The 277-nt window shown below is 48.0% G+C and carries 1 pseudogene; it reads right to left on the bottom strand.

Annotated elements, in window-relative coordinates:
- Positions 1–277: pseudogene (gene cah, locus SB658_RS23550) on the bottom strand (cephalosporin C deacetylase); the annotation flags it as partial.

The following is a 277-nucleotide window of genomic DNA, read 5'->3' as shown; positions in this document are numbered from 1 at the left end:
CGTATGGAAAGAAGGTATGTATTCATGTCCGAAATACCGGTAAACCTTCAATTCTTTTTCCGTTTCCAGATGATTGTAAGCGGCAAACACCGTCGACGGCGGAGTCACGCGGTCAATCAGCCCGATAGACATGAGCACCGGAACTTTTACGCGGTCCGCCAGATTCATGATATCAAAATAGGCCAGTGTATTCATCGCGGCCTTCTCCGTCTCAGGGCTGCCGTTCTTTCTGAAAAAGGAGTTAATCTCAAGATACGGCTCATCAAGAGCGACATCA

Origin of the sequence: Bacillus sp. SIMBA_008, from assembly GCF_046535495.1 — a bacterium.
Taxonomy (GTDB): Bacteria; Bacillota; Bacilli; order Bacillales; family Bacillaceae; genus Bacillus; species Bacillus subtilis.
The sequence above is the reverse complement of the archived record's forward strand: the minus strand, read 5'-3'. Positions and strand labels throughout refer to the sequence as shown.